Source organism: Streptomyces sp. WAC 06738 (assembly GCF_003945505.1).
Lineage (GTDB): Bacteria > Actinomycetota > Actinomycetes > Streptomycetales > Streptomycetaceae > Streptomyces.
The window spans coordinates 6,727,030-6,748,296 of sequence record NZ_CP029618.1; the positions used below are offsets into that span (position 1 = coordinate 6,727,030).

A 21,267-nucleotide genomic window follows, 5' to 3' on the forward strand; every position below is an offset into this window, starting at 1 on the left:
GCGTCGCGGCGGCGGGGTCAGTCCCTGACGTCGCCGTTGATGTGGCGCTGCACGAATTCGTAGGCCAGGTCGCCGAACTGCTCACCGAATGCGAGGGACCGCTCGACCGTCTTCTTGAAGTGCACCCCGGCCCACACCCGGCTCGTACCACAGATCTTCATGAAGTCCGTCCAGGTGGGAAAGTCCAGCTCGACGTCGTTGGCGGGGGCGATCCCCGGCTCTGTCATCCCCCGGCCGGCAGGCACGGTGAACCGCCAGTCCAGGGTGTCGGAGCCGAAGTAGCGCCGTGACGCCTGCGCCGCGGCGGCGCCGAGCGTCGTGGAGCCGGACGGGTACTCCGCATGGTCCCCTACGCGCACATAGCTGGACCACTCATCGGCGGGTATGTCGTTGACCGTCCCCTTGCCGACTCCGCCCCAGGCGGTAACCGGGGTGCTGCCGTACACGTGCCGGACCGCGCTGAACGGCCGGGCGGAGTCGTACTTGACCTTCTGGTCCCAGGCGGGCATCAGCGCATCGAACATCGCCAAGGTGTGCGTGAGTGTGAAGTGAAGCCAGCCGTGCATGTCCAGCTCGGCGCTGTGGTGCCGAGCTATGACCACCCCCGAGTAGCCGAGGCCCCACAACTTGTTGTCCATGACCTCCGCGAGCATCTTCTGCTTGTCCGTGAGCGCAGCCGACGCCTCCAGGATCTCGTCCACCGAGCGCTTGAAATCTGTGGGCCGGGTGTGGTCGATGTGTTGGGGCGGGGGGATACGGAACCGGCTCGGGTCGTCGAAGCTGTAGGGCTTGACACGCCGCAGATGCGGGGTGATGAACCGCTGGTCGACGAATACGCCTATGTCGCCATGCCCTCCGCCGACGCGGCGGCCGGCGTGCGGGCCCGACGCCGGCTGCCAGCGCGAGGGGTTGACCAGGTCGTAGGAGGTGTTCACGGGCCGGTAGCCGGTGTAGTCCTCAAAGGGATGACCATTGTACGTGCGGCCCTCGTCACCGAGGAAGTTCATGCCGTCCCGCTCGCGGGCCCTGACGGTGGCCTTGCCGGCGATGTTGCCGATGCCGACCGGGCTGGTCGGGTCCACCGACTCGTCGTCGGGATCCAAGCCGAGCGCGGTCATCAGACCCCGGACGCGCTGCGCCTGCGTCGGCAGCACGCTCTTCACCACCTGGTGCTGTGCGTAGATGCAGGCGATGTTCATATTCCGGTTGGTGGCAGACTCGCTGGAGGGACGGCGGCCGGTCCGCGAATGCACGCCTACCGCGGTCGGGTGGTAAGGCGCCAACGCGTCGAACCACGAGAACAGGATCAACTGGGCGACCCAGAGGATCACGGTCACGTCCATGGGGCCGAAAACATCCGCTAAGTCGGAATTTGCGGCGTCCGACTCATCGGTGGGCCGGGTGAACTCGATGTAATTGCCGTTCTCAAGGTCGAAATCGACCTGGAGCGACTCGTCGCGCTGGCGGGCCGCGGCTATGCCGCCAAACCCCAGAGCCAGCGCCGCGGCACCACCGGTCCCACCGAGCAGAAGCGTCCTTCGCCGCGTTGCGAAACCTGAGATTGGTGAACGTCTGGAGGCCGTCATAGAGTGCGTCCCTTTCTTTGAGGAACTGGGCTTGAGGAAGTGGCAAGGCACGTGTCCACTGGATCAATGTGATCGGTGTCATGGGAGGGCCACCCACGAAGGGTCTTCTGAGGTTTTCGGTTCGGGGTGACGCTGTGGTCCGCGACGGTGTGTCCCGGCGTCATGCGGTATCCCGATGGAGGCGGCCTGACCGCGAAGCAGCGGGCCCAGCGGGTGTGGTTGCAGGCCGCCACGATGTTCGCTGCCGTGTCCGGCAACCATCGCGGGTCGGATCACCGATCGCGTCCACTGCGTTCGCGCTCCGCCGCACGCCGCCGGCCGGCCCCGCCGGAGCTCCGGACGTGGGTGGGCTCAGGCGGCTCGGATGCCACGGGCTATGGTGCTCCCCTTGATTCCGAACCGGAACTTGGTGCCATCCTTGACGTTCGTGGCGATGACCTCCACTTATCCTTGGGCATGATCTTCCATTTGCTCTGGCGGTACGCGTCCCGGTTGGTCGGGTAGCAGTACGGCGCCCGGCCTTGGTTGGGCTCTTCGAGCCGTCGTAGCAGTTCGCGGCGTTCGCGGTGGTGGTGCCGGTCAGCGTGGGGCCGGCCGAGAGCATGATTGCCGCGGTGAGCGCGGCGCCCGCCTTGCGTGCAGCCATGGTCTGTCTCCCCGTTTTGTCGATGAACGGGGTTCATCGACAAGCTTCGTGGCCCGGGGCAGCCGGCCAGGCTTTGCAGGTGTGGCGGAAAAGCCCCGGTGAGCGGGCGGAATCTGTGATTCGGACGAGTGCGGAGGCTCACTTTCCGAATTCGACCGGCGAGTTCGCGGGGGGCGTTGAGCACTTTAGCAGCAGGATCCGTGAGAGAACCCCTAACGGAATAACTCTTGGGAGCTCATAACAGGATCTTGTCGGGAGGGCCTGGCCAGGTGTGACAATGTGACGATCCGGGCGTTCGCGTCGTGTGACGACTCGACCGTGGATCGTGGACGACGACTTGTGGGCACGGATCGAACCGCTGCTGCCGCCCTGGCCCGAGCGGTCTCCGGGGGCGAAACCGGTGGACGACCTGCTGTGCCTGCAGGGCACCCTGTACGTCCTGCACCAGGACATCGCCTGGCAACTCCTGCCGCCGGAGCTGGGGTTCGGCTCCGATCAGACCTGCTGGCGGCGGCTGGACCGCCGGCAGCAGGCTGGAGTCTTCGTCCAGCTCGTGTTGGTTGACGTAGCGGGCCGCGGCCGCAGGACAGTACGACAGACCCACGAAGGGCAGGCTCTCGTGCGCACGCTTTACGTCGTCACCCACCCAGAGGCGACGCACCACGTCGAGGGAGTCGCCGGCGGATGGCACGACTCCCGCCTGACGCCCACCGGCGTCCGCGCAGCGGCCTCCATCGCCCAGAGACTTCGGGCCCAGATCCCGGACGGTGCCGAGGTCGACCTGTTCTCCTCGGATCTGCGGCGCACCCGGCAAACCGCCCAGAAGGTAGCCGAACTCCTCGGCGTGAAGCCGATCCTTGACCACAGGCTGCGGGAGAAGTCCTACGGTGAGGCAGAGGGACGGCCACAGGAGTGGCTGGACCGGCGTTTCGTCCCACCGCCGGCTGTCGGGGAACGGATGGACCATGACGAGGGCGTGGCAGCTGCCGAGACGAAGGCGCATGGGGGGCAGCGCATCTACGCGGCCATGGACGAGATCCTGCAGCGTCGGCGCGAACACCAGGTCATCGCGATGCATGGCGGCTCACTGACGTTCGTCGTGGCGTCCTGGATCAAGATGCCCATCGAGTCGGCCGGTTACGCCGGTTTCCGGGCCTCTTCCGGAAGCATCACGACGCTGCGCGAGGACGACTTCTTCCACAACTGCCAGGTCGTCAGCCTTGGCGACACTATCCTGCAGGACTGCCGGGCAACGGCGGCATCCTCCAGTACGTCCTCCGCTCCCTCATCCACGACTGACCCTCACCGCCACACGAAAACCCCGCGCCCTCCCACCGGGAGGACGCGGGGTTTTCCTGTCAGCCTCCCGCGGGGCGTACCCCGCCGCTACGGTGTTCTGCGACCACTACAGGTACCGGTGAGACCCGGGGGGGACCGGTGGGGAATCGGCCGACCGACTGGCACGTACTCGACCTGGATGACGATCCGACGCCGGGTGATCCGGATCGGGTCAAGCAGTTGGCACGTGAGCTGCACGATTTCGCAGATGACGTGGCTGACGCGTTGCGGCAGATCAAGGGCATGGCCGGCGAGGATGCGCTTCTTCGCTGGGCGGGGAAGACGGCGAAGGCGTTCCAGGACGAGTTCGAGGACGTTCCGAAGAACCTGAAGAAGCTCCAGCGCTCGTACGATCTGGCGGGTGACGCGCTCGCGGCGTACTGGCCGAAGCTGGAGCGTGCTCAGTCCCTGGCCGACAAGGCGTTAGCCAGGGGCCGTGAGGCTCGCAACGAGTTGTCGTCCGCGACCGGCCGGCTGGACTCGGCCAACTCCTGGGTCGAGCGTGCAACCGCCAAGACAAAGGAATACGACAAGAAGGAGGGCAAGGAGAAGCCCGACGAGTCCGAGGTGCGGGCAGCGACCCGCAATGCGACCGATGCCAAGTCCGCCCAGTCCAGCGCGCAGACGGCTGTCGACAACGCCGAGTCCGGTCTTGAGGCGGCGAAGAAGATGGCCGCCGACGCAAAGAAGATGCGTGAGGACGCGGCGTCCGAGGCGAAGGACAAGTTGGAGGATGCCTCGGACGCCGGTATTCAGAACCGGAAGTGGTGGGAGAAGGCGGTCGACTGGGTCAAGGACAACTGGGACACCATCGTCAGTGTCTGCAAGGTCATCGTCGCGGTCCTGGGCATCGTCGTCCTGATCATCGGCGGACCGCTGGCGTGGGTGGTTCTCGCCGCGGCTCTGGTCGTCCTCGCGGACACCCTGATGAAGTACATGAATGGCGAAGCCTCCCTGTGGGATGTCGCCTTCGCCGCGCTCGACTGCATCCCCGGCATGAGGGGGCTGACCACCCTGGGTGGCCTGGCGAAGGGCCTCAAGGGCGGGCTGAGCATGGCCAAGACCGGTCTCAGAGGCATGTCCCTCGCCGTCAAGGGTGTCGCCAAGGCCGCGCGCTCCGGAGCCCGTTCCATGAAGAAGCTCTTCACCTGCGGCGACCCCATCGACATGGCCACCGGCGAGATGGTGATGTCGGCCTACGACGTCAGCCTCCCAGGAATCCTGCCCCTGGTTCTCGACCGCCACTACCGTACCGGCTTCGCCTCAGGGGAGCTCTTTGGCCTCTCGTGGTCCTCCTTCCTCGACCAGCGGCTGATAGCCGACGAGTACGGCTACCGTCTCGTCACCGCCGACGGCATGGTGCTGCGGTACCCCCTGCCCGAGCCGGGGACGCCGGTCATGCCGGTCGAGGGCCCGCGCTGGCCGCTGCACCCCGCCGACGACGACGGCACCCTCGGCGTGCACCGCCCGGACGAGGACCGGACCCTGCAATTCCGGGCACTCTCGGCCGGGGCGGGCGAGGCGCGGCTCGTCGCGCTCACCGACCGCAACGGCACCACGATCTCGGTCGTGTACGACACGGAGGGCCTGCCGAGCGAGATCGTCCACGACGCCGGCTACCGCGTCGCCGTCACCACCGCTCTCGGCCGCGTAGTCGCCCTCCACCTCATCGACGGTGACACCCGGCACGAGCTGCGCCGATTCGCCTACGACGAGCGGGGCGACCTCGCCGAGGTCTACAACTCCTCCGGCCTGCCCCAGCGTTTCGACTACGACGACGAGCACCGCGTCACCGGCTGGGCGGATCGTATCGGTGCCTCCTACCGCTACGAATACGACGCCGCCGGCCGCTGTGTAGCGGCCGGCGGCGCCGAGGGGACTCTGGCGTACTCGTACACCTATGACGACGAGTCCCACACCACCACGGCCACCGACTCCCTCGGCCACACCACCCGCTACCTCTTTGACGACGCCTACCAGCTCGTCGCCGAGACTGACCCGCTCGGCCACACCACCTGCCGTACCTGGGATCGCTACGACCGCCTCACCTCGATCACCGACCCCACGGAGCGCACCACCCGCTACGCCTACGACGACGACGGCGACCTGGTCCGCGTGACCCGCCCGGACGGCTCAGCCGTCACCGCCTCGTACGCTGCCCCCGGGCTTGCCGAGACCATCACCCTGGCCGGCGGCCGGAGCTGGCGGCAGACGTTCGACGCCCGCGGCAACCGCACCTCGGTGACCGACCCGTCCGGTGCCGCCACGACCTACTCCTACACCGCGGCCGGCCACCCGCTGCGCGTCACCGATCCGCTCGGGCACGGCCACGACGTAGTGACCGACCCCGCCGGGCTGCCCATCGCCGTGACGGAGCCCTCGGGGGCGACCACGCGCTGGGAGCGAGACGCCTTCGGGCGCATCGCCGCCGCCGTCGATGCGCTCGGCGCCCGGACCGAGCTGGAGTGGACGACCGAGGGCAAGCCGTCCCGGCACCGCGCGCCGGACGGCGGCGAGCAGCGGTGGACATACGACGCGGAGGGCAACTGCACCGCGCATGCGGACGCCGCTGGGAATACCGTGCGCCACGAGTACGGGGCCTTCGACGTCCTCGTCGCCCGCACGGAGCCCGACGGCACCCGATACGAATTCACGCACGACACCGAGCTGCGGCTCACCGGGGTGACCGACCCGAACCGGCTCACCTGGACATACGTCTTCGACCCAGCCGGCCGGCTGGTCGCCGAGACCGACTTCGACCGGCGGCGGCTGGACTACGCGCACGACGCCGCCGGAAGGCTTGTCTCCCGCACCAACGCCCTGGGCCAGGAGATCGCCTACCGCTACGACGCCCTCGGCCGCGTCGTCGGACAGAACGCCGCCGGAGCCGAGTCGACGTTCGTGTACAGCCCGGACGACGAGCTGGTCGCGGCCGCCGGGCCGGACGCCGTGCTCGGCTGGGAGCGTGACGCCGTCGGCCGGGTCACCGCCGAGACCTGCAACGGCCGCACCCTCACCGCTGCCTACGACGCACGCGGCCGGCGCACTTGCCGTACGACCCCCGCCGGCTCCGCGACGACGTACGCGTACGACGCCACCGGCCGTCGAACCCTGCTCACCACAGGGGGAGTCGAGTTGGGCTCTGCCTACGATGCCGCCGGCCACGAGATCGCCCGCAGCATCGGCGACGCCCTGGTGCTGGACCGGGTGTGGGAGCCGAGCGGGCGGCTGGCCGGGCAGACCCTCACCGGGCACGGCCGCCGGCTGCAGGAGCACGGCTACCACTACCGCGCCGGCGGCCAGCTCACCGGGATCGACGACCTCATCGACGGCCCGCGCACCTTCGAGCTGGATCCAACGGGCCGGGTCACCGCCGTCACCGCGGCTGGCTGGACGGAGTCGTACGCCTACGACCAGGCAGGAAACCAGACCGAGGCGCACTGGCCGGCGGGCCCCCACGACGCCGACGCGACCGGGTCGCGCGCCTTCGCGGGGACCGCGCTCGTCAGCGCAGGCGCCGTCCGCTACCGCCACGACGCCGCGGGCCGTACCGTCGAGCGGCAGAAGGTCCGGCTCTCCCGCAAGCCCGACACCTGGCGCTACGAGTGGGATGCCGAGGATCGCCTGACGCGTGTCACCACCCCGGACGGCGTCGTCTGGCGCTACCTGTACGACCCGCTGGGCCGGCGCATCGCCAAGCACCGCCTCGGCGGTGATGGTACGCCCGAGGAGCGGGTGGAATTCTGCTGGGACGGCTTCACGCTGGTCGAGCAGACCGCGTACGGGGTGGATGAGGCCCGGCCGGTCACGCTGACATGGGACCACGACGGGCTGCACCCCGTGGTGCAGAGCGAGCGGCTCGGCTCGGCCGACCTGCCGCAGGAGGAGGTCGACCGGCGGTTCTTTGCGATCGTCACCGACCTCGTCGGCACGCCCACCGAACTGGTGGACCCGGACGGCGGCATCGTGTGGCGCACGCGGCGCACCGTGTGGGGCTGTACCGCCTGGTCCGCGGACGCCACCGCGTACACGCCGCTGCGCTTCCCGGGCCAGTACTTCGACGCGGAGAGCGGGCTGCACTACAACGTGCACCGCTACTACGACCCGGAGACCGCCCGCTATGCCAGCCCGGACCCGCTGGGGCTGACCCCGGCCCCGAACCCCGGGACGTACGTCCGCAACCCGTTCACCTGGAGCGACCCGCTCGGCCTCAGCCCGTGTACGTCGGCCGGGAGCAGGGCGGCGCTGCCGCCCGCGGGCCGCGAGCCACCCAATCTGGAGGGCACGAACATCGTCTCCCGCCTGGCCCGCCCGGGTGAGGAGTTCAACATGGTGCTTTCCCGGGGCCAGCCTCCCTCGCGTCCCGGCGGCTTCGGCACCTTCGACGACATCCCCAACCAGCAGTACGCGCGGGAGCAACTGGCGATCCGCAGCGACTGGAAGCCGGACGTGTCGATGGTGCAGCGTTACCGGATCCCAGACGGCGACCCCATCCGGATCCAGGAGAGTATCGTCGGGCCGCAGACCGACCCCGTGCTCGGGCACCTGCCCGGCGGCGGGAGCCAGCTTGAGATCCTGAACTTCGATGACCGGGCGCGACTCATCCCGGTCGGTGACCCGGTGGAGTTGCCCACGTGAGCCAGCAGCCCGAGACGATCGAGGTCCGGTGGGCGGAGGGCGACCGGTTCGTCCGCTGGACGTGCGGTTCCGCGATAGTGGAGAAGCGCTTCGCGGAGCCCCCGCAGTCCGTCGTGGCCTGGGACGGCCACGTCCTCGTGGTCGAGGCGATGCCGTCCGCGGAGGCGAGGAAGGACAATGCGGTCGTCTTCGACGCGGACGGGACCGAACGGGTGAGGCTGAAAGCGCCGCGGACCGGGGGCGAGCCGCACTGGGTCATCGGGTACTACACCGCCTACCTCGACGGCGCCGGTCCCGTCGTGGTGGTGGCTACCCAGGTGGGGGACGTGTGGGGCCGGATCGACCTCGACGCCGGCACGCTCACGGACGTACGGCCCTGGCGCTGACGGGGCGGTCCGAGACGGGCGCGGACGCGCAGGGGGGCCGGCCCGGGACGGACTCCGGAGCACGCCACGACTCCTCCGGTGCCGAGTACATGGGCACCGCCGTCAGGTAACAGGCCCGTGAGAATGCCCTGGGACCGCTTTCTTCCGGCGTTCACGCCTCGCTAGGCTCAGTGCACTTGACTACGTTGTGTGCACGACATTGGGGGTTGCCGCACGATGACCACCTCACGCTGGGGCGGGGGCGCCGCCGCGGTGCTGGGCGCGGCCCTGCTGCTGACGTCCTGCGGGGACTCGGGGGACGAGGGCCCGGACGAGATCGTGGGCGCGGACCGGGACCCCACGCAGCAGTCCTCGACGCCGGCGGACGAGGAACCGGCCCGGGACGCACCGGAGTTCGACTTCCCCGCCGACCTGAAGGTCGAGGTCGACGCCGACACCACCGGGGACGGCACCAAGGACGCCGTCCTGCGCGACCACGGCTACGCGGTACGGGCGAACATGCTGGCCCTCGCCAAACTCGACCCCGAACTGCCTGTGCTGGCCGACTATGTCACCGGCGACGCGTTCATCAGCTCCGCCGAGAACGTCGAGTCCTTCAAGGCCGAGGGCCGGACCGTGACGGGCGCGACCCACTTCTACGACCGCGAGGTCGAGCTGCGGAACAAGGGCCTGGCCTCGGTGACGTACTGCGAGGACCAGCGCAAGGCATTCAACAAGGACGTCGACAGCGGTGAGGTCGAGCGGACCGAGCCCAGCAACGAGAGCTTCGTGCGCTACACGGCGCTGATGGAGAAGACGGATGAAGGAGTCTGGCAGATGACCTTCGACCAGTCCGAGAGAGGAGCCCCCGAGTGTCGGCTCTGAGCCTGCGGAGGGCGGGTGTCATCGCCGCCGGCCTCGTGGTGGCGACGGGGCTCGGCGCCGCGCCCGCGGCGGCGGATTACGGTGGTGGCAGCAGTGGCGGCGGGGCCAGCGCGTACGTCAGCTACGAGTACAGCCACCCCGGCTCCTCGGGTACGCCCATGACTTCCACCGACGTCGACTGGTCACCGCCCACGTGCTGGTACGAGCCGGCGTACAAGCCGAAAGAGTTCGAGGAGTACCTGCGCAAGCACAACTATCAGGGCAGCGCAGGCGCCGACTTGTACGAGCAGTACTTCAACGAGACGGACGGGAAGTACCACCAGGGGGACGAGGGCGCCTGGTGGGAGCTGGTGGTCGACCTCGACAAGGAAGACCTGAGCTGCGCGCAGGAATACGACGCGTACGAGTTCATCGGCCCGGACTTCCCGCCGCCGCCGGGCGTCGAGGTCCTCGACCCCGAGATGCTGGCCATGCTCGCCTACGAGCGGATCAAGCTGCCGACGCCGCCGGTCGACCTGAAGCCCGGCGCGGACCGGCAGATCGTGAACCTGGAGACGCTCGCGACCTTCGGCCAGGACCTGGAGCCCGCGTGGGTGACCGCGCAGATCGACCACTTGGGGGTCCAGCTCGCCGCGACCACCGTGGCCACCCCGAGCAGGCTGACGCTGTCGGCGGATTCGGCCCATGCAGACCCCGCGGAATGCTCGTACGACCTGGTGGCCAGTGGCGGCGGCTACACGGTGGACACCGAGGACGCCGCCTGCAACGTCACGTACCGGAAGTCGAGCGGCGACGGCACCTACGATCTCCAGGCGTCACTCACGTGGGAGGTCGCATGGAATCCCTCGGCCGACCCGGCCGGTACCCCGACGACGGCGCTGCCTGACGGGCAGTCGAGCGACGACATCCCGGTGACCGTGAAGGAGATCCAGACCGTCGTCCGCTAGTAGACCATTGGCCTAGACCTCTGGGTATACCACTGAGGGCCGCCCCATCCCCGCGACTCGGGTGGCGCGGCCCTCGGTGGTGCCGTTTCACCCAGGTCTCAACTCGGGAAAGACTGTCGACGAACCTTGTATTTGATCTTGCTCGGACGGCGGCGAGTGGACTATACCTGTCGGCACCCGGCGGCTCCCCCTGGCCCTCCGGGGCACGACCCAGAACCACTCACGTATCACCGACCGCGGTAATCGGCCCCCTTCAACTGCCGGCATGTGGTGGCGGGGACCCGGTGAACCGCCTGAGTCCTGGAGAAAGTGAGGACTTGAGCATGGGATCCACCTCGGAAGTCGGTCGCCGCGATCTCGTCAAGCAGGCCATGGCGCTCGGTTTGATCTCTGTACCCACCATCGGTGCGCTGACGGCGTGTGCGAGTGGTGGTGACGACGACAACGGCGGGGGCGCCAAGGGCGAGAAGACGGAGAAGAACCCGCTGGGCGTCGACAAGAACGCCCCGCTGGAACTGCTGATCTTCGACGGCGGCTTCGGTACGCAGTACGTCGAGGACGATGCCGCGGCCTACCAGAAGAAGTACGCCAAGGTGACGACGGGTTCGACGGTCAAGATCCAGTCCAAGGTGCAGGGCCGGATGGCCGCGGGCGACCCGCCGGACGTGATCAACAACTCGGGCGACGAGGCCATGGACGTGCCCGCGCTGATCGGCCAGGGGCAACTGGCGGATATGACGCCGCTGCTGAACGCACCGTCGATCGATGCCCCGTCGAAGACCGTCGCGGAGACCTTGCGCCCCGGCACGGTCGAGATGGGTCAGTACGGGGACGAGAAGTGCTACCGCATGAACATCGCCTACTCCGTGTTCGGCATCTGGTATTCGCAGAAGATGCTCGACGACAACGGCTGGGAGTACCCCAAGACCTGGGACGACATGCTCGCGGTCTGCGCGGAGGCGAAGAAGGCGGGCATCGCGGGCTGGACGTACACCGGCGTCTACCCCCAGTACCTCGGCTTCAGCATGCTGCCGATGATCGGCAAGGTCGGCGGCGCCGAAGTGCTCGACGCGATCGACAACTTCGAGCCCAACGCCTGGAAGCACGACTCGGTCAAGAGCGTCCTGGAAGCACACTACGAGCTCTACGCCAAGGGTTACGTCCTCAAGGGCTCCGGCGGCTGGAAGCACACCGAGTCGCAGACCAAGTGGACCGAGGGCAAAGCCCTGTTCATCCCCAACGGCTCCTGGGTGGAGAACGAGGCCAAGGACACCACACCCGACGACTTCCAGATGACCGTTTCCCCGTCACCCAACCTGGACAGCTCCGACGCGATGCCGTTCGAGACGATCTGGGCCCAGGCCGGCGAGCCGTACATCGTTCCGGCGAAGGCGAAGAACGTCAACGGCGGCCTTGAATTCCTGCGCCACATGCTCACGAAGGAGTCCGCCGCGGGCTTCACCAAGCTGGTCTCCTCGCTGGCGTCCGTCCAGGGCTCGGAGGAAGGACTTGAACTCGGCACCGGCCTGACGAGCGCGATCGGGCTCATGGACGCCGCCGGCGAGAACTTCCTCAACCCCCGGTTCCCCGACTGGTACCCGACGACCTGGCGCGAGCACGTCGTCTTCGTCCTCGGCGACATGATGAAGGGCGACGCGAGCCCGGGAGAGGCGGTCAACAAGATCCAGCAGATCGCCGACGACGCCGCCAAGGACGACAGCATCAAGAAGTACAAGCACTGAGCGGCGAGTCCAGTCGGTGAACGAGCGAGACGGAGCGGGCGGGATGACGGTCGACGACCCTGCCGTGACCAAGACAGTACGGCGATCCGCCGGATCGCCCAAGGCGGGCGCGGGGGGCTTCCGGTCCTCACCGCGCTACCGGACCTACGTCAAGTACCGGTTCGTCTTCGGGTTCCTGGTGGTCCCGTTCGGCCTCTACGCGGTGTTCGTCATCTCGCCCTTCGTCCAGACCTTTTACTACTCGTTCACCGACTGGTCCGGCCTCAGCAGCGACTTCAATATGGTCGGGTTCGACAACTTCACCCGGCTCATGGACGACGAGCGCTTCTGGGCCGCCGTCCGGAACAACCTCATCCTGGCCCTCGCCGTTCCCTTGGTCACGCTGAGCCTGGGCCTGTTCTTCGCCTTCATGATCAACATCGGTGGTCGTAGCCGGCGGGGTGAGGCGGTGACGGGGGTCGCGGGCGCCAAGGCGTACAAGATCCTCTACTTCTTCCCGCAGGCCCTCTCCATCGCAGTCATCGCCGCGCTCTGGGGCTACATCTTCACGCCCGGTATCGGTGTGCTCGAAGCCATCCTTCCGTCCTCGCTGTCGCCGGAGAACGGCTGGCTGGGGGAGCGGCGCTTCGCGCTCTTCGCCGTGATGATCGTCATGTGCTGGGCGATGGTCGGCTTCTTCGTCGTGCTCTTCTCGGCCGCCATCGGGCAGATCCCCAAGGAGATCAACGAGTCGGCTCTGCTGGACGGCGCGAGCCGGGCCAGGACATTCTTCAGCATCACCCTGCCGCTGATCCGCGACACGGTGCAGACCGGCTGGGTCTACATGGGCATCATGGCGCTGGGCGCGGAGTCCTTCGCCGTGGTCAACATCATCACCATCGGGCCCGGTGGTCCCGACGACTCCACCCAGGTGCTCGGCGTCTACCTCTGGCAGACCGGCTTCACCCAGGCACAGGCGGGCCGGGGCGCCGCCATGGGTGTGTGCCTCTTCATCCTCACCATGCTCCTTGCCGTGGCCGCCTTGTCCCTCGGCCGCCGCCGCGACCGCATCGAATACTGAGCGCGACCCGGGAGAGCACTCCATGACCACTGCGGAACCCACGGACACCCCCCGGGCCGCCGAGGCACCCACGGCCGGGGACCCGAAGGCGAAGAAGCCGAGCTCGCCCCTGCTCAAGCCGGAGCGGAGCATCGAGGGCACCGTACTCAACGTCTTCTCACACGGCTTCCTCATCCTGTGGGCGGTCCTGGCCGCCGGGCCGCTGCTCTGGGCGCTGATGACGGCCTTCAAGCCGTCCGCGAGCATCCTGGAGAGCCCGTGGGGGCTGCCGGACGGCCTGCACTGGGAGAACTGGTCCAACGCCTGGTCGAAGGCGAACATCGGCCGCTACACGCTGAACTCGTTCGTCATCGTGATCTTCTCCGTGCCGCTCACCATGCTGTTCGGCTCGATGGCGGCCTACGTGCTGGCCCGCTTCGACTTCCGCGGCAGCCGCATCGTCTACTTCACCTTCGTCGGCGGCATGGCCTTCCCCGTGGTGATGGCGCTCGTGCCGCTGTTCTTCGTCATGAAGAACCTGGCGCTGCTGGACACCCGGCACGGCCTGATCATGGTCTACATCGCCTACTCGATGCCCTTCACGATCTTCTTCATGACCACCTTCTTCCGCACGCTGCCCTCGTCGGTCGCCGAGGCCGCCGAGATCGACGGCGCCTCACACTCGCGGATCTTCTTCCAGGTGATGCTGCCCATGGCCAAGCCGGGCCTGATCAGCGTCGGCATCTTCAACTTCCTCGGCCACTGGAACCAGTACGTCCTGCCCTTCGCCCTCAACCAGGGCGACGAGGACGACTACGTCCTCACCCAGGGCATCGGCTTCCTCTTCGCGCAGGCGGGCTACCGCGCGGACTACGGCCGCCTGTTCGCGGGTCTGATGATGGCCGCCCTGCCGATCCTGATCGTCTACGCCATCTTCCAACGCCAGGTCCAGGCGGGCCTCACCGCCGGCGCGGTGAAGTGATCGCCCCTGGCCGGGCCCCGGTTCGGGCGCCCGGCCGGTGAGCCCCGGTACCGCGGATCTGTGTGGGTTACGGAATAGTCACGTCGTCAAGGTCTTGACGGCGGTAACCATGGCCGTCGAGCCTAGACTTCACAAGTTGTAGGCGATCCGGGTCCCATCGGCGTGGCCCGGGAGGTGGGGGGCCGTCGTGTCGCCCGCCGAACCAGGAGTGGATGGCCGTGGAGACTCCGGGCTCGCAGTCCTCGCTGCACCGGGCAAACCTTGAGCGCGTCGTGCGCGCCGTGCGACTGTCCGGTTCGCTCACGCAGGCGCAGATCGCGCGGAGCACCGGGCTGTCGGCCGCGACGGTCTCCAACATCGTCCGGGAGCTCCAGGAGAGCGGCACGGTCAGCGTCACGCCCACCTCCGCGGGCGGGCGGCGGGCGCGGGCCGTGTCCCTCAGCGGGGACGCCGGGATCGTCGTCGGGGTCGACTTCGGCCACACGCACCTGCGGGTGGCCGTGGGCAACCTGGCGCACCAGGTGCTCGCCGAGGAGTCCGAGCCGATCGACGTGGACGCGTCCGCGACCCAGGGCCTGGACCGCGCGGAGGCGCTGGTGAGCCGCCTGGTGGGGGCCACCGACGTGCCCGCGGACAAGGTCGTCGGCGTCGGCCTCGGGGTGCCGGGGCCGATAGACACCGAGACCGGCGTGCTCGGCTCCACCAGCATCCTGCCGGGCTGGACCGGCACGAACCCGCGCGACGACCTGCAGTCCCGCCTCGGCGTCCCGGTCTACGTCGACAACGACGCGAACCTCGGCGCCCTCGGCGAGCTGGTCTGGGGCAGCGGCCGGGGCGCCAAGGACCTGGCGTACATCAAGGTCGCCAGCGGCGTCGGCGCCGGCCTGGTGATCAACGGCCAGCTCTACCGCGGCCCCGGCGGCACGGCCGGCGAGATAGGGCACATCACGCTGGACGAGTCCGGTCCCGTCTGCCGCTGCGGCAACCGGGGCTGCCTGGAGACCTTCACCGCCGGGCGCTACATCCTGGGCCTGCTGGAGGCCAGCCACGGCCCCGGGCTGACCGTGGAGCGCATGGTGCAGCTCGCGCGGGACGGCGACCCGGGCTGCCGCCGGGTGATCGCCGACGTCGGCCGGCACATCGGCAGCGGCGTGGCCAGCCTGTGCAACCTGCTCAACCCTAGCCGGGTCGTCCTCGGCGGCGATCTCGCCGAGGCCGGGGAGCTGATCCTGCAGCCCATAGGGGAGTCCGTCGCCCGCTACGCGATCCCCAGCGCCGCCCGCCAGCTCGACCTGGCCTCCGGGGCGCTGGGCAGCCGCGCGGAGGTGCTCGGGGCGCTCGCCCTGGTGCTGAGCGAGATGGGCGACCGTTCGATCCTTGACGGCGCCGTACCGGTCCTCGCCCCCGCTCTCACGGACGGATGAGTTCACGTAGAGAAACCAGGCGATCGTATCCTTCTCGTTAAGCATTTACTTCTTGACGGCATGGTTACGGGCGAGTTGACTACCTCACACCTCGGCCGCGAAGGCGCGGCCACGTCAGGGAGGTTCGACCGTGCACACCTATCTGCGCCGTGCGGCAGTCGCACTGGCCGCCGTAACCATGACCGTCGGCATCGCGGCCTGTGGCAGCGCCGATGAGGCCGACAACGACTCCGACAGCGGCGACAAGAAGAACGACGGGCCGTTGACGATAGGTCTCCTCCTGCCGGAGGACCAGACCGCGCGCTACGAGGACTTCGACCGGCCGCTGATCGAGAAGAAGATCGAGGAGCTGGCCCCGGGCACGAAGGTCATCTACAACAATGCCAAGCAGGACGCGACCACGCAGAAGCAGCAGGTCGACACCATGATCACGCAGAAGGTCGACGCGCTGATCCTGGATGCCGTCGACTACAAGTCGGTCGCCTCCAGCGTCAAGGAGGCCGACGACGCCGGCATCCCCGTCGTCGCGTACGACCGCCTGGCCGAGGGCCCGATCAGCGGGTACACCTCCTTCGACAACAACAAGGTCGGCCAGGTCCAGGCCGAGTCCCTGCTGGAGGCGCTGGGCGACAAGGCCAAGGACGGCGAAGTCGTCATGCTCAACGGCTCCGTCACCGACCCGAACGCCGCGATGTTCAAGGAGGGCGCGCACTCCGTCCTCGACGGCAAGGTGAACATCGGCAAGGAGTACGACGTCAAGGAGTGGAAGGCGGAGAACGCCAACTCCGACATGAAGGGCGCCATCTCCTCGGTCGGCAAGGACAAGATCATCGGTGTCTACGCCGCCAACGACGGCATGGCGGGCGGCGCCATCACCGCGCTGAAGGCCGCCGACTTCGACCCGCTGCCGCCGGTCACCGGCCAGGACGCGGAGCTGGCGGGCGTGCAGCGCATCGTCACCGGCGAGCAGTACATGAGCGTTTACAAGCCGTACAAGCCCGAGGCCGACGCCGCCGCCGAGATGGCCGTCAAGCTGGCCCGCGGCGAGAAGGTCGACTCCGTCGCGACCGGCACGGTGGACAGCGAGTCCGAGCAGGGCGTGCCCGCCGTGCTCATCGACCCGATCGCGCTGACCACGGACAACATCGAGGAGACGGTCGTCAAGGACGGCCTGTGGACGATCGAGGAGATCTGCGCGGGCAAGTTCGCGTCCGCCTGCAAGGACGCCGGCCTGCAGTGAGCCGCTGAGCCGGCCGCCAGCCACCCGCGTGCCCGGGGACCCGCCACCCCAACTCCCGCTGCCGGCGGGTCCCCGGGCACCCGGGCCCTCCTCTTGTCCACGCCCTATCCCCCTGTAGGAGATGGTTCACGTGTCCGCTACGCCCGTGCTGGCGTTGCGCGGGATCTCGAAGCGGTTCGGTGCCGTGCAGGCACTCACCGACGTCGATCTCGAGGTCCGCGCCGGTGAAGTGGTCGCCCTGGTCGGCGACAACGGCGCCGGAAAGTCCACTCTCGTCAAGACCGTCGCCGGCGTCCACGCCATCGACGACGGCCGCATCGAGTGGGGCGGCCGCCCCGTTCGTATCCACAAGCCGCACGACGCCCAGGACCTGGGCATCGCAACCGTCTACCAGGACCTGTCGCTCTGCGACAACCTCGACGTCGTCGGCAACCTCTTCCTCGGCCGCGAGATCCGCCGCGCGGGTGTCCTGGACGAGGTCGAGATGGAGCGCCGCGCCCGCGAGTTGCTCACCACCCTGTCCATCCGCATCCCCAGCGTCCGCATCCCCACCGCCTCCCTCTCCGGCGGCCAGCGGCAGACCGTGGCCATCGCCCGTTCGCTCCTCGGCGACCCCAAGCTCGTCATCCTCGACGAGCCCACGGCCGCCCTCGGCGTCGAGCAGACCGCCCAGGTGCTCGACCTCGTCGAGCGGCTGCGCGAGCGCGACCACGCCGTGCTGCTGATCAGCCACAACATGGAGGACGTCAAGGCCGTCGCCGACCGGGTCGCCGTCCTGCGGCTCGGCCGCAACAACGGCGTCTTCGACGTCGCGACCACGACGCAGGAAGAGATCGTCGCCGCCATCACGGGCGCCACGGACAACGCCGTGACGCGCCGCTCGGCGCGCGGAAGTGCGGAGGCAGCCAAGTGAGCACCGAGGGGACCAAGAAAGAGGACTCCGCGAAGCCCGACCTCGCGAAGTCCGCCGCACCCGCCGACACCCCGCCGGTCGAGTCCTCGCCCGGCGTCGCCAAGGGCGCCGTCACCGCCGTCGACCCCCGGCTGGTCGTCCGCGAGCAGGGCTTCGCCGGCTATCTCACCGAGTTCAAGCGCCGCATGCGCGGGGGCGAGCTGGGCTCCGTCCCGGTCATCGTCGGCCTGATCCTCATCATGGCGATCTTCCAGGGCCTGGACGACGCCTTCCTGTCCGCGCAGAACCTGTCGAACATCTCCATCGACATCGCCGGTCCCGGGCTGATAGCCGTCGGCATCATCTTCGTCCTGCTGCTCGGCGAGATCGACCTGTCGATCGGGTCGGTCAGCGGGCTCGCGGGCGCGGTGTTCGCCGTGCTGGCCGTCCAGGAGGGGATGCCGGAAGTCCCGGCGATCATCCTCGCGATCCTCGTCGGCACCGCGACCGGCACCTTCCACGGCTTCTTCTTCGCCCGGATCGGCGTCCCGCCGCTCGTCGTGACCCTCGCGGGGCTCCTCGGCTGGCAGGGCCTGATGCTCTACATCCTGGGCAGCTCCGGCACCATCAACATCGACTCCGACGGCGTGGTCGGCAAGCTCACCACGTACTACTTCACCGACGTCGCCGCCGCCTACGGCCTGGCCACGATCGCCGTCGGCGGCTACTTCGCCGCCGCGTACTTCGGGGCGAGGCGGCGCGAGGCGGCCGGGGTGCCGTCGCGGCCGCTGAGCGAGATCATCCTGCGTACGGCCGTGCTCGCGGTGCTCGCGTACGTCCCGGCGTACGTGCTGAACCAGTACAAGGGCCTGCCGCTGGCGCTGCTCATCTTCCTCATCGTGGTCGTCGGCGCGGACTTCACGCTGCGCCGCACCGGCTTCGGCCGGCGGATCTTCGCCCTCGGCGGCAGCGTCGAGGCCAGCCGCCGGGCGGGCATCGACGTCGACCTGATGCGCATCGCCGTCTTCGCCGTCTCCGGCACGCTGGCGGCGGTCGGCGGCCTCTTCATGACGTCGACCATCGCCGCGGCGAACCAGGGCGCGGGCGGCGGCACGCTGCTGATGAACGCGATCGCGGCGGCCGTCATCGGCGGCACCAGCCTCTACGGCGGCCGGGGCAGTAGCTGGTCCGCGCTGCTCGGCGTGCTGGTCATCATGTCCATCCAGTCGGGCCTGGCGCTCAAGGGCATCGACGCGCCGGTGCAGTACATGATCACCGGCTCGGTGCTGCTGGCGGCGGTCGTCATCGACTCCGTCTCCCGCCGCACCCAGAAAACGGCCGGACGCGCCTGACCGGCGCCCCGCCCGCAGGCCGCCTGCACCCCCGTACCGATCCCGGTACGGGGGTGTAGCCGTTGCGCACCTGTGGCATACATCGCACTGTCGGATCAGCGACCGGACATCGGGAACATTAGACTCGACCGGACGTTTCGGGCCCGGCACGTCCGCACGGACGGCGGGGCCCGGGGCCGTACGGCCCGAAGGCAGGCTGCGACAGCAAGGAGGCACGGGTGGCACTGCTGGCCCGTATCAAGGGACCGCGCGACCTGGACCGGCTCGGTCCCGAGCAGCTCGACCGGCTGGCCGCGGAGATCCGCACCTTCCTGGTGGAATCCGTCGCCCGCACCGGCGGCCACCTCGGCCCCAACCTCGGCGTGGTGGAGCTGAGCATCGCGCTGCACCGGGTCTTCGAATCGCCCCGCGACCGGGTGCTGTGGGACACCGGCCACCAGTCGTACGTGCACAAGCTGCTCACCGGCCGCCAGGACTTCGGCAAGCTGAAGAAGAAGGGCGGCCTCTCCGGCTATCCGTCGCGGGCCGAGTCCGACCACGACGTCATCGAGAACAGCCACGCCTCCACGGTCCTCGGCTGGGCCGACGGCCTGGCCAAGGCCAACGAGGTTCTCGGCCGCGACGCCGCGGTCGTCGCGGTCATCGGCGACGGCGCGCTCACCGGCGGCATGGCCTGGGAGGCGCTGAACAACATCGCCGCCGCGCAGGACCGCCCGCTCGTCATCGTCGTCAACGACAACGAACGCTCGTACGCCCCGACCATCGGCGGCCTCGCCGACCACCTCGCCACCCTGCGCACCACCGACGGCTACGAGCGCTTCCTCGCCCGCGGCAAGGAACTGCTGGACCGTACGCCCGTCGTCGGCAAGCCGCTGTACGAGACCCTGCACGGCGCCAAGAAGGGCCTGAAGGACTTCATCGCGCCGCAGGGCATGTTCGAGGACCTGGGGCTGAAGTACGTCGGCCCCATCGACGGCCACGACATCGCCGCCGTCGAGTCCGCCCTCCAGCGCGCCCGCCGCTTCGGCGGCCCCGTCATCGTGCACTGCCTGACCGAGAAGGGCCGCGGCTACCTGCCCGCGCGCCAGGACGAGGCCGACCAGTTCCACCAGGTCGGCGTCATCCACCCGGACACCGGCCTGCCGGTCGCCGCGGGCGGCGCCGACTGGACCTCCGTCTTCGCCGACGAGATGGTACGGATCGGCCGCGAGCGCCCCGACGTCGTCGGGATCACCGCCGCGATGATGCGCCCGGTGGGCCTGCAGAAGTTCGCCGAGACCTTCCCCGACCGGGTCTACGACGTGGGCATCGCCGAGCAGCACGCCGCGGTCTCCGCCGCCGGCCTGGCCACCGGCGGCCTGCACCCGGTCTTCGCCGTCTACGCCACCTTCCTCAACCGGGCGTTCGACCAGGTGCTGATGGACGTCGCGCTGCACCGCTGCGGGGTGACGTTCGTCCTGGACCGGGCCGGGGTCACCGGCAGCGACGGCGCCTCCCACAACGGCATGTGGGACATGTCGATCCTCCAGGTCGTCCCCGGACTGCGGATCGCCGCCCCGCGCGACGCCGACCAGGTACGCGCCCAGTTGCGCGAGGCCGTCGACGTCGACGACGCCCCGACCGTCGTGCGCTACTCCAAGGGCGCCGTCGGCCCCGCGGTCCCCGCGATCGGCCGGATCGGCGGCATGGACGTGCTCCACGAGCCGGCGGCCGGCACCGAGGGCGCGGAGCGCCCCGACGTGCTGCTGGTCTCCGTCGGCGCGCTGGCGCCGATGTGCCTGGAGGTCGCCGGGCTCCTCGACAAGCAGGGCATCACGACGACGGTCGTCGACCCGCGCTGGGTCAAGCCCGTCGACGCGGCGCTGCCGCCGCTCGCCGAGCGGCACCGCGTGGTCGTCACCGTCGAGGACAACATCCGCACCGGCGGCGTCGGCTCCGCCGTCGCGCAGGCGCTGCGCGACGCGGGCGTCGACATGCCGCTGCGCGACTTCGGCATCCCGGAGCGCTTCTTGGACCACGCCTCCCGCCAGGAGGTCCTGGCGGACATCGGCCTGACGGCCCCGGACATCGCCCGGCAGGTCACCGGCCTGGTCGCCCGGCTCGACCGGCGCGCGGACGACCGGGCCGATGACCTCGCGGCCCAGGGCACCGGGGAGGGCACGGTGTCGAAGGTCGCCGGGGACTGAGCGCC

The 21,267-nt window shown here is 69.2% G+C and carries 14 protein-coding genes; 13 read left to right on the forward strand and 1 reads right to left on the reverse strand.

Going from position 1 to position 21,267, the window contains the following annotated elements:
* Window positions 1-17: 17 nt before the first annotated feature.
* Window positions 18-1,586 carry a DUF6851 domain-containing protein gene (locus DMB38_RS29395; RefSeq protein WP_125937681.1) on the reverse strand — a complete coding sequence of 523 codons (1,569 nt, stop codon included), beginning with the start codon at window positions 1,584-1,586 and terminating at the stop codon, window positions 18-20.
* 971 nt (window positions 1,587-2,557) lie between these two features.
* Here DMB38_RS29395 and DMB38_RS37250 point away from each other — a divergent pair.
* The 13 genes from DMB38_RS37250 (at window position 2,558) to dxs (ending at window position 21,262) form a co-directional block, all read left to right on the forward strand.
* Window positions 2,558-3,901 carry a histidine phosphatase family protein gene (locus DMB38_RS37250; RefSeq protein ID WP_164716137.1) on the forward strand — a complete coding sequence of 448 codons (1,344 nt, stop codon included), beginning with the start codon at window positions 2,558-2,560 and terminating at the stop codon, window positions 3,899-3,901.
* Window positions 3,784-8,208 carry an RHS repeat-associated core domain-containing protein gene (locus DMB38_RS29405; protein WP_240662529.1) on the forward strand — a complete coding sequence of 1,475 codons (4,425 nt, stop codon included), beginning with the start codon at window positions 3,784-3,786 and terminating at the stop codon, window positions 8,206-8,208. Before DMB38_RS37250 ends, DMB38_RS29405 begins: the two co-directional genes overlap by 118 nt.
* On the forward strand, window positions 8,205-8,594 hold the full coding sequence (locus tag DMB38_RS29410; RefSeq protein WP_125937684.1) for a hypothetical protein: 390 nt from the start codon (window positions 8,205-8,207) through the stop codon (window positions 8,592-8,594). Before DMB38_RS29405 ends, DMB38_RS29410 begins: the two co-directional genes overlap by 4 nt.
* Window positions 8,595-8,810: 216 nt before the next feature.
* On the forward strand, window positions 8,811-9,458 hold the full coding sequence (locus DMB38_RS29415; protein ID WP_125937685.1) for a hypothetical protein: 648 nt from the start codon (window positions 8,811-8,813) through the stop codon (window positions 9,456-9,458).
* Window positions 9,446-10,405, forward strand: coding sequence for a hypothetical protein (locus tag DMB38_RS29420; protein ID WP_240662530.1), 960 nt, complete (start codon window positions 9,446-9,448; stop codon window positions 10,403-10,405). The genes DMB38_RS29415 and DMB38_RS29420 overlap by 13 nt, the downstream gene beginning before the upstream one ends.
* 323 nt (window positions 10,406-10,728) lie before the next feature.
* Window positions 10,729-12,147: an N-acetylglucosamine/diacetylchitobiose ABC transporter substrate-binding protein gene (gene ngcE, locus DMB38_RS29425; protein WP_125937686.1), complete on the forward strand. Its 1,419-nt coding sequence runs from the start codon at window positions 10,729-10,731 to the stop codon at window positions 12,145-12,147.
* Between the two features lie 64 nt (window positions 12,148-12,211).
* Window positions 12,212-13,207 (forward strand): sugar ABC transporter permease, encoded by a 996-nt coding sequence (locus DMB38_RS29430; RefSeq protein ID WP_125939358.1) that lies wholly within the window; start codon window positions 12,212-12,214, stop codon window positions 13,205-13,207.
* Between the two features lie 22 nt (window positions 13,208-13,229).
* Entirely contained in the window at window positions 13,230-14,168 is a 939-nt protein-coding gene (locus DMB38_RS29435) for a carbohydrate ABC transporter permease (protein ID WP_125937687.1), read from the forward strand.
* A gap of 218 nt (window positions 14,169-14,386) precedes the next feature.
* The gene (locus DMB38_RS29440) at window positions 14,387-15,592 is read left to right on the forward strand and encodes an ROK family transcriptional regulator (protein ID WP_125939359.1); all 1,206 of its coding nucleotides are present in this window, start codon (window positions 14,387-14,389) and stop codon (window positions 15,590-15,592) included.
* Between the two features lie 130 nt (window positions 15,593-15,722).
* Window positions 15,723-16,832 carry a sugar ABC transporter substrate-binding protein gene (locus DMB38_RS29445; protein WP_125937688.1) on the forward strand — a complete coding sequence of 370 codons (1,110 nt, stop codon included), beginning with the start codon at window positions 15,723-15,725 and terminating at the stop codon, window positions 16,830-16,832.
* A gap of 121 nt (window positions 16,833-16,953) precedes the next feature.
* Window positions 16,954-17,745, forward strand: a complete 792-nt coding sequence (locus DMB38_RS29450) for an ATP-binding cassette domain-containing protein (RefSeq protein WP_047018641.1) — start codon at window positions 16,954-16,956, stop codon at window positions 17,743-17,745.
* The gene (locus DMB38_RS29455) at window positions 17,742-19,076 is read left to right on the forward strand and encodes a sugar ABC transporter permease (RefSeq protein ID WP_125937689.1); all 1,335 of its coding nucleotides are present in this window, start codon (window positions 17,742-17,744) and stop codon (window positions 19,074-19,076) included. The genes DMB38_RS29450 and DMB38_RS29455 overlap by 4 nt, the downstream gene beginning before the upstream one ends.
* Before the next feature lie 218 nt (window positions 19,077-19,294).
* Window positions 19,295-21,262: a 1-deoxy-D-xylulose-5-phosphate synthase gene (gene dxs, locus DMB38_RS29460; RefSeq protein WP_125937690.1), complete on the forward strand. Its 1,968-nt coding sequence runs from the start codon at window positions 19,295-19,297 to the stop codon at window positions 21,260-21,262.
* The last annotated feature ends 5 nt before the right edge of the window (window positions 21,263-21,267 follow it).

What these genes read in the sequence shown, in the direction of transcription:
- DMB38_RS29395 (WP_125937681.1), bottom strand. Translation starts at nt 1,586, where the DNA reads ATGACGGCCTCCAGACGTTCACCAATCTCAGGTTTCGCAACGCGGCGA.
- DMB38_RS29415 (WP_125937685.1), top strand. Translation starts at nt 8,811, where the DNA reads ATGACCACCTCACGCTGGGGCGGGGGCGCCGCCGCGGTGCTGGGCGCG.
- ngcE (WP_125937686.1), top strand. Translation starts at nt 10,729, where the DNA reads ATGGGATCCACCTCGGAAGTCGGTCGCCGCGATCTCGTCAAGCAGGCC.
- DMB38_RS29435 (WP_125937687.1), top strand. Translation starts at nt 13,230, where the DNA reads ATGACCACTGCGGAACCCACGGACACCCCCCGGGCCGCCGAGGCACCC.
- DMB38_RS29450 (WP_047018641.1), top strand. Translation starts at nt 16,954, where the DNA reads ATGGTTCACGTGTCCGCTACGCCCGTGCTGGCGTTGCGCGGGATCTCG.